This window comes from Streptomyces sp. WAC04114, from assembly GCF_019733245.1.
Taxonomy (GTDB): Bacteria; Actinomycetota; Actinomycetes; order Streptomycetales; family Streptomycetaceae; genus Streptomyces; species Streptomyces massasporeus_A.
Window position 1 is genome coordinate 1 of record NZ_JAIGQA010000269.1, and the last position, 8,212, is coordinate 8,212.

The window sequence follows — 8,212 nt, forward strand, 5'->3', positions numbered from 1 at the left end:
GCCCGCCCCCGGGAACACCACCGCCTGCAACCCCACCGGCGCGGAACCCCCGGTCCGGAACTCCCCCATCCAGTCCGCCGTCTCCACCCGGACCAGCTCCGTCAGATCCTCGGAGAACCTCCGCAGCACCCCGAGGCACCGCTCCGCGGCCTCCCCGGCCGTCCCCTCCGCAGGACCCAGCACCTCCCGCACACTCTCCGCGGCCCAGTCGAACTGGAGCGCCTGCAACCGCCGCTGCACGGCCTGCGCGGTGGCCACGTCCCGCATCCACCCGGACGTCACCCCGAAGTACCGGTCGACGGCGACGCACGCCGCCCCCACCAGCAGCGCCAGACACCCCCAGGGCGCGATCCCGCCGGCGACCCCGGTCAGATCCAGCAGCGGCAGCGCGACCCCGGTGACCGCCCCCAGCGCGGCTCCGCAGCGCAGCACCCGCGCGCACCGCCGCTTCCACACCCGGTCCGCCAGGTACCAGGCCGCGGTGCGCAGCGCCCCGTGCTCCACCCACCGGTACAGCTCGTCCAGCCGGGGCGCCGGCTCACCCCAGTCCCCGAGCGGGAAGACCCGCCCGGTCAGATCGCCCGGCCGCAGCCCGGCCGCCGCCTGCTCGCCCCGCCCGTCCTGAGGCGGCCCCTCGGGCTGCATCTCCGGCTGACCCACCCGGCACTCCTCACTGACCACGAATGACCACGTACGGTTCACGCACCGATCACGCTCCGCGATGGGCGCAAGTCCGCACCCTGCCCGCGCCCGACCCTTCCTACCCCCCAATGGGTGGCGAAGACGCAGCTTTCGCCTCTTTTCCGCCCGGAAGTATTCCTTGATCAGGTATAGGGCGCGAGGGGGACTCACTCGAAAGAGTGCCGGGGCGACGGCAGCCCCGACCACGTAGGCTCGTGCCCAACGGGAAATCCCGTACCGAGCAAGGAGCTGATCGTGATCCCCGGTGGTGGCCAGCCCAATATGCAGCAGCTGCTCCAGCAGGCCCAGAAGATGCAACAGGACCTGGCACAGGCGCAGGAGGAACTGGCGCAGACGGAGGTCGACGGGCAGGCGGGCGGCGGTCTGGTGACGGCCACCGTCACCGGCGCCGGAGAGCTGCGCGCCCTGAAGATCGACCCGAAGGCGGTGGATCCCGAGGACACCGAGACCCTCGCCGACCTGGTCGTGGCGGCGGTACAGGCGGCCAACGAGAACGCGCAGGCGCTCCAGCAGCAGAAGCTGGGCCCGCTCGCGCAGGGCCTGGGCGGCGGAGGCATTCCCGGCCTGCCGTTCTGACCTCGCGCACCGCCTTCCTCGGACGGGCGGCAGACAACTACGGTACGTACGGGACGGTGCGTACCGACCCCGAAGACCCAGGAAGGCAGTCCGTTGTACGAAGGCGTGGTCCAGGACCTGATCGACGAGCTGGGGCGGCTGCCCGGCGTCGGTCCGAAGAGCGCCCAGCGGATCGCCTTCCACATCCTGCAGGCCGAGCCGACGGACGTACGGCGCCTCGCGCAAGCCCTGATGGAGGTCAAGGCGAAGGTCCGCTTCTGCGCGACCTGCGGCAACGTCGCACAGGAGGAACTGTGCAACATCTGCCGTGACACCCGCCGCGACCCGGCCGTCATCTGCGTGGTCGAGGAGCCGAAGGACGTCGTGGCGATCGAGCGCACGCGTGAGTTCCGGGGCCGCTACCACGTCCTCGGCGGCGCGATCAGCCCGATCGACGGGGTGGGCCCCGACGACCTGCGCATCAGAGAGCTCCTGGCCCGCCTGGCGGACGGGACGGTCACCGAGCTGATCCTGGCCACGGACCCGAATCTCGAAGGCGAGGCGACGGCGACGTACCTCGCCCGCATGATCAAGCCCATGGGCCTGAAGGTCACCCGCCTGGCCAGCGGCCTCCCGGTGGGTGGGGACCTGGAATACGCGGACGAGGTCACCCTCGGACGCGCCTTCGAGGGGAGACGACTCCTAGATGTCTGACGCCACGCTGCACGCGACCGACCAGAACCCGGACGATTTCGCGGTCCAGATCGCGGATCAGATCGAGAGTTTCCTGGTCGCCGTCACGGAGGTCGCGAAGGGCGACGAGCCGGAATCGGCCGTGCCCTTCCTCCTCCTGGAGGTCTCCCAACTTCTCCTGGCCGGCGGCCGGCTCGGCGCGCACGAGGACATCGTGCCCGACGAGCGCTACGAACCCGACTCGGGTCCCGAGCCGGACGTCGACGCGCTCCGCGAGAACCTGGCCCGTCTGCTGGACCCGGTCGACATCTACTCCGAGGTCTTCGACCCCTACGAGCCCCGCAAGGCGCCCGTGCCGGCCCGGATCTCCGACGACCTGGCCGACGTCATGGCCGACCTGCGCCACGGCATGTCCCACTACCGCGCGGGCCGCACCAGCGAGGCCCTGTGGTGGTGGCAGTTCTCCTACTTCTCCAACTGGGGCTCCACGGCCTCGGCCACCCTCCGGGCTCTCCAGTCGGTCCTCGCCCACGTCCGCCTGAACCAGCCCCTGGCCGAACTCGATGGCCTGGACACGGACCAGGGCATGGGCGACGACACACTGGAGATCGAGGCGGGCCGGGTCATGGCCGAGGAGATCGCCGGGCCCCTGGGGCTGCGCCCGGCGACGTAGCCGTCAGATCCGAACGGCCGTGCCGGTGACGCCGATTCCGCTGTGCGGGTCCGCCGGCACCGTCACGGTGATCGTGCTCGGCCGTCCCATGTCCACGCCCTGATGGATCGTCAGTGCTGCCGGGGTCGGCACGAGTTCGAGTTCCCTCAGGTAGCCGCCGAACGCCGCCGCCGCCGCTCCCGTCGCCGGGTCCTCGGTCACGCCGCCGGGCGGGAACGGGTTGCGGGCGTGGAAGACGGTGGGTGACTCGCGGAGGACCAGGTCGATGGTGGTCCAGTCGCGGCGGGCCATGAGGTCACCGAGGGCGGCCATCTCGTAGTCCAGGTCCGCCAGCCGGTCCCGGCTCGTGGTGGCGATGATCGGGTGCCAGGCCCCGCCGAAGGCGACCCGGGGCGGCAGGGCCGGGTCCAGGTCCTCGGTGGACCAGCCGAGGATCGCCAGCAGTCGGGTGAGGTCGGCCTCCTGGAGCGGGACCGTGCGCGGGGCGACGCTCACCAGGGTCGCGACGAGGGAGCCGTCGTCCGCCCGGTCCGTGGTGACGGTGACCGGGCCGGCCTGGGTGCGCAGGTGCAGCCGCCCGGTGCCGTGCCGCTCCGCGTGGGCGACGGCCGTGGCGATCGTCGCGTGGCCGCAGAACGACACCTCGGCGAGCGGGCTGAAGTACCGGACGTCCAGGGCGCCGTCGCCCGGGTCGACCACGAACGCCGTCTCCGAGTAGCCGACTTCGGCCGCCGCCGCCAGCATCACCGCGTCGTCGGCGCCGCTCGCGTCGAGCACCACCCCGGCCGGGTTGCCACCCTTGGGGTCCGTGCTGAACGCCACGTAGCGCAATATCTCCATGCACAGACGGTAGCGCCCGGCCCTCCGCCACGCCGTGGGATTCGGAGGCACCTTGTAGGTGCGCTGTACGTGGGGCAGAGCCCCGGGCTCGCCGAACGGCTTCCCACCAGGAGTGCGCGCACAGCCGAACCCTGGTGCTTGAAAGTTGTGTGACCCGGAGCGCGGCTCGTGCGATTGTGACGCCTGGCACTTTCCCGAGTGGCCGGTGCCCAGATGGGCATGAGCGACTCTGGACGGGCGCCGAGATCTCACCATGCGATATCGCGGAGGGGTTTTTCGGACGCTCGTTAGACTGAGCCGACCGCGGTACGAATGCGTATGAGCGGATAGAGACGGATTGAGCGAGGAGCGCACGTGGGCCTTGTCGTGCAGAAGTACGGAGGCTCCTCCGTAGCCGATGCCGAGGGCATCAAGCGCGTCGCCAAGCGGATCGTGGAAGCGAAGCAGAACGGCAACCAGGTGGTTGCCGTGGTTTCCGCGATGGGCGACACGACGGACGAGCTGATCGATCTCGCCGAGCAGGTTTCCCCGATGCCTGCCGGGCGCGAGCTCGACATGCTGCTGACCGCCGGAGAGCGGATCTCCATGGCATTGCTGGCCATGGCGATCAAAAAGCTGGGCCACGAGGCCCAGTCGTTCACCGGCAGCCAGGCGGGTGTCATCACCGACTCGGTCCACAACAAGGCCCGGATCATCGACGTCACGCCGGGCCGGATCAAGACTTCGGTGGACGAGGGCAACATCGCGATCGTGGCCGGTTTCCAGGGTGTCTCCCAGGACACCAAGGACATCACCACGCTCGGCCGTGGCGGCTCCGACACCACGGCGGTGGCTCTCGCCGCCGCCCTCGACGCCGACGTCTGCGAGATCTACACCGACGTCGACGGCGTGTTCACCGCCGACCCGCGCGTGGTGAAGAAGGCCCGGAAGATCGACTGGATCTCCTTCGAGGACATGCTCGAGCTGGCGGCGTCCGGGTCGAAGGTGCTGCTCCACCGCTGTGTGGAGTACGCGCGCCGGTACAACATCCCGATCCACGTCCGGTCCAGCTTCAGCGGACTGCAGGGGACATGGGTCAGCAGCGAGCCAGTCGTTCGCACGACACAGCAAGGGGAAAAGCAGGTGGAGCAGGCTCTCATCTCCGGTGTCGCGCACGACACCTCCGAGGCCAAGGTCACGGTCGTCGGCGTGCCGGACAAGCCGGGCGAGGCGGCCTCGATCTTCCGCACGATCGCCGACGCCGAGATCAACATCGACATGGTCGTGCAGAACGTGTCCGCGGCCTCCACGGGCCTGACGGACATCTCCTTCACGCTGCCGAAGACCGAGGGCCGCAAGGCCATCGACGCGCTCGAGAAGAACAAGTCCGGCATCGGCTTCGACTCGCTGCGCTACGACGACCAGATCGGCAAGATCTCCCTGGTCGGCGCCGGTATGAAGACCAACCCGGGTGTCACGGCCGACTTCTTCACGGCCCTGTCCGACGCGGGCGTGAACATCGAGCTGATCTCGACCTCCGAGATCCGCATCTCGGTCGTCACCCGCGCCGACGATGTCCCCGAGGCCGTCCGCGCCGTGCACTCCGCGTTCGGGCTCGACTCCGACAGCGACGAGGCAGTCGTCTACGGAGGCACCGGCCGCTGATGGCCGATCTCCGACAGGACGCCCGGGCCGTACGGTCCGGGCGTCCGACGCTTGCCGTGGTGGGGGCGACCGGTGCCGTCGGCACGGTCATGCTCCGGATCCTGTCCCAGCGGGCGGACGTCTGGGGAGAGATCCGGCTCATCGCCTCCCCGCGCTCGGCCGGCCGCAAGCTCACCGTGCGCGGTGAGGAGACCGAGGTCGTGGCTCTCAGCGAGGAGGCCTTCGACGGGGTCGACGTCGCCATGTTCGACGTCCCCGACGAGGTCGCCGAGCGGTGGGCGCCGCTCGCTGCCGCCAAGGGCGCGGTGGTGGTCGACAACTCCGGCACGTTCCGGATGGACCCGGACGTGCCGCTCGTCGTGCCCGAGGTCAACCCGCACGCCGTGCGGATGCGGCCCCGCGGGATCATCGCCAACCCCAGCTGCACGACCCTCTCCATGATCGTCGCGCTGGGCGCGCTGCACGCCGAGTTCGGGCTGCGCGAGCTGGTCGCCTCCTCGTACCAGGCCGTCAGCGGCGCCGGGCGCGCCGGTGTGGCGACCCTGCGCCGGCAGTTGTCCCTGGTCGCCGGCACGGAACTGGGCATCCACCCCGGCGACGTACGCCGGGCCGTCGGGGACCACACCGGGCCGTTCCCGGAGCCGGTCGCGCTGAACGTCGTGCCGTGGGCCGGTACGGCGGAGGAGGACGGCTGGTCCTCGGAGGAGCTGAAGGTGCGGGACGAGTCCCGCAAGATCCTCGGCCTGCCGAACCTGCCCGTGGCCGTCACCTGTGTCCGGGTGCCGGTGATCACCACCCACTCCCTGACCGTGCACGCCCGTTTCGAGGGCGAGGTCACCGTCGACAAGGCCCGCGAGATCCTCGCCACGGCACCCGGGGTCGTGCTGTTCGACAACCCGGCCGCGGGGGAGTTCCCGACCCCCGCCGACGTGGTCGGCACCGACCCGACCTGGGTCGGGCGGGTCCGGCGGGCACTGGACGACCCCACGGCGCTCGAACTGTTCGTGTGCGGGGACAACCTGCGCAAGGGTTCCGCGCTCAACACCGCCCAGATCGCCGAGGTGGTGGCGGCCGAGCTGTCCTGACTTCGCGGCGCGGAAATCCCCCGGCCGATGTCAGAGACGGTTTGTAGGATCTGTGCACGACATGTGAGCCGGTCCATGGTCCGGACCACTTGTTCGTGGCGCTTCGGCATCAGAGGATTTAGCTCCCCGTCCTCCGCAACCGTGCGGAGGGCGGGGAGCGTCTTTGCGGTCGCCCTTCGGCCGTGGGAGCGCTTCATCAGGCGTGGGGACGCCTGGAACCGGGCGTGGGGACGTCCGTTCACATTTGGACATAGGGGAAGAGCGGGACGCATGAGGGCATTTGATGCACCATCGATTGTGCTGCCTGACGCGGGTAGACCGTCGACGACGACGGTCGGCGTGAAAGTGATGCCCGGCGCGTACAACCCTCACAGGGGTCAGCGTGTCCAACAGGCGTGGCAGAGGTACTCGACTTCAGCGCGGCACGCGGCACGGTCCTTCGACCGCCCCGTCCGGCGGCTCTACGACCCCGCATGGCCGGTACGCCCGGTGGCATGCCGGTGATCGCGCCCGTGCCCGCAGCGCGGCCGGCCCGCATCCCCAGTCAGCGCGACGGCGCGGAGGACGGCCTCGCGGCCGGCACCACCGTCGACCACCTCACCGAGACCTACCGGGCGCACTACCGCTCGCTGCTGGGTCTCGCCGCGCTCCTCCTCGACGACACCGCCTCCTGCGAGGACGTCGTCCAGGAGGCGTTCATCCGTGTCCACTCCGCCCGCAAGCGGGTACGCGACCCCGAGAAGACCCTGGCGTACCTGCGCCAGACCGTCGTCAACCTCTCGCGCTCCGCACTGCGCCGCCGCATACTCGGCCTGAAGCTGCTGTCGAAGCCCATGCCCGACATGGCCAGCGCCGAGGAAGGTGCCTACGACCAGCTGGAGCGCGACTCCCTCATCAAGGCGATGAAGGGGCTGCAGCGCCGCCAGCGCGAGGTGCTGGTGCTGCGCTACTTCGCGGACATGACCGAGGCGCAGGTCGCCGAGACGCTCGGCATATCGCTGGGCTCGGTGAAGGCCTACGGCTCGCGCGGTATCGCGGCGCTCCGGATCGCCATGGAGGCGCCGGCATGAGTGACGGCAACGGCACGGGGGGCAACGGGCGCGACCGCCCCGAGCCCGCCGAGGGCCTCGACGAGCGTCAGGCGCCGTCCGGGCTCCACGGGCAAGATCCGAAGCAATCGCACGCTGGGAACGGAACTGTGAACCACGGCCCCGACGACCAGAGCCCCGAAGGGTTCGACTCGGACGAGCTGGACCTGCGCAGGATGCTGCACCAAGTGGTGCAGGAGGTGGAACCGCGCGACGGCACCCTGGACTACCTCCGCAAGGCGGTACCGCAGCGGCGGACCCGCAAGCGGCAGGCCGTCGTCGGCATGGCCGCCGCCGCGCTCTTCATCGGCACCGCCATCCCCGCCCTGGTGCACGTCTCCAACGCCACCGGCTCCGACGCCCACCCGTCCGTCGCCGGCCACGCCTCCGAGACCCAGGGCGGCGCGAGCCAGGGCAAGGGCCCGGACGGCGGCGAGAGCACCTCGGGTGGCTCCTCCGGCAAGGCCGAGGGCAAGGGCGAGGGCGACAAGAAGGAGAAGGACAAGGGCAAGGGATCCGGCGCCGCCACGGGCGCGTCCCAGGGCGCCGACCCCTCCTCCACCGTCGCCGCCGGCATCCCGGCGTGCACCCCGGCCCAGCTCGGCCCCGCCTCCGGAAGCAGCAACGCCCCCGACTCCACGGGCGCGGTCTCCGGCTCCTTCCGTGTCACCAACGTCTCCGGCGCGGCCTGCACGGTCACCGGCCCCGGCTCGGTGACCGCGCTGCCGCAGGGCGCCGCCGACATGAGCAAGGTCGGCTCGGCCCGGCACACCGCGGGCGACGCGGCGGCCGGCCTCCTGCCCGACCCGTCCCTGGAGGCCGCCCAGCTGGTCCTCCAGCCGGGCATCGGCTACGACGTGAAGTTCGCCTGGGTCCCCTCCGAGACCTGCCCCACCCCCGGCGGCAGCGCGGTCACCGAGCCGGGGCCGGTG

At 70.9% G+C, this 8,212-nt stretch carries 9 protein-coding genes; 7 read left to right on the forward strand and 2 right to left on the reverse strand.

Annotated features, from left to right (window positions below; genetic code table 11):
* Positions 1-660 (reverse strand): SLATT domain-containing protein (locus K4G64_RS37265; RefSeq protein ID WP_221760304.1); only part of this gene is annotated, 660 nt, incomplete at its 3' end.
* Positions 661-936: 276 nt separating this feature from the next.
* On the opposite strand from K4G64_RS37265, the gene K4G64_RS37270 reads away from it, so the two are divergent.
* From K4G64_RS37270 to K4G64_RS37280, 3 genes are all read left to right on the forward strand, one after another.
* Positions 937-1,278, forward strand: coding sequence for a YbaB/EbfC family nucleoid-associated protein (locus tag K4G64_RS37270; protein ID WP_078885280.1), 342 nt, complete (start codon positions 937-939; stop codon positions 1,276-1,278).
* Positions 1,279-1,371: 93 nt separating this feature from the next.
* On the forward strand, positions 1,372-1,971 hold the full coding sequence (recR, locus tag K4G64_RS37275) for a recombination mediator RecR (protein WP_003991835.1): 600 nt from the start codon (positions 1,372-1,374) through the stop codon (positions 1,969-1,971).
* The gene (locus tag K4G64_RS37280) at positions 1,964-2,623 is read left to right on the forward strand and encodes a DUF5063 domain-containing protein (protein WP_221760305.1); all 660 of its coding nucleotides are present in this window, start codon (positions 1,964-1,966) and stop codon (positions 2,621-2,623) included. Before recR ends, K4G64_RS37280 begins: the two co-directional genes overlap by 8 nt.
* 3 nt (positions 2,624-2,626) lie before the next feature.
* On the opposite strand, the gene K4G64_RS37285 is transcribed toward K4G64_RS37280, so the two are convergent.
* Positions 2,627-3,463: a PhzF family phenazine biosynthesis protein gene (locus K4G64_RS37285; protein ID WP_221760306.1), complete on the reverse strand. Its 837-nt coding sequence runs from the start codon at positions 3,461-3,463 to the stop codon at positions 2,627-2,629.
* Positions 3,464-3,817: 354 nt separating this feature from the next.
* On the opposite strand from K4G64_RS37285, the gene K4G64_RS37290 reads away from it, so the two are divergent.
* The 4 genes from K4G64_RS37290 to K4G64_RS37305 all read left to right on the forward strand — a co-directional run.
* Complete coding sequence (locus tag K4G64_RS37290; RefSeq protein WP_185012288.1) at positions 3,818-5,107, forward strand: aspartate kinase; 1,290 nt, start codon at positions 3,818-3,820, stop codon at positions 5,105-5,107.
* The gene (locus K4G64_RS37295; RefSeq protein WP_221760307.1) at positions 5,107-6,192 is read left to right on the forward strand and encodes an aspartate-semialdehyde dehydrogenase; all 1,086 of its coding nucleotides are present in this window, start codon (positions 5,107-5,109) and stop codon (positions 6,190-6,192) included. Before K4G64_RS37290 ends, K4G64_RS37295 begins: the two co-directional genes overlap by 1 nt.
* Before the next feature lie 494 nt (positions 6,193-6,686).
* On the forward strand, positions 6,687-7,262 hold the full coding sequence (locus K4G64_RS37300) for a SigE family RNA polymerase sigma factor (RefSeq protein WP_142161321.1): 576 nt from the start codon (positions 6,687-6,689) through the stop codon (positions 7,260-7,262).
* A gap of 128 nt (positions 7,263-7,390) precedes the next feature.
* Positions 7,391-8,212, forward strand: an 822-nt coding sequence (locus K4G64_RS37305) for a hypothetical protein (RefSeq protein ID WP_374206501.1), incomplete at its 3' end; no start/stop codon positions are given.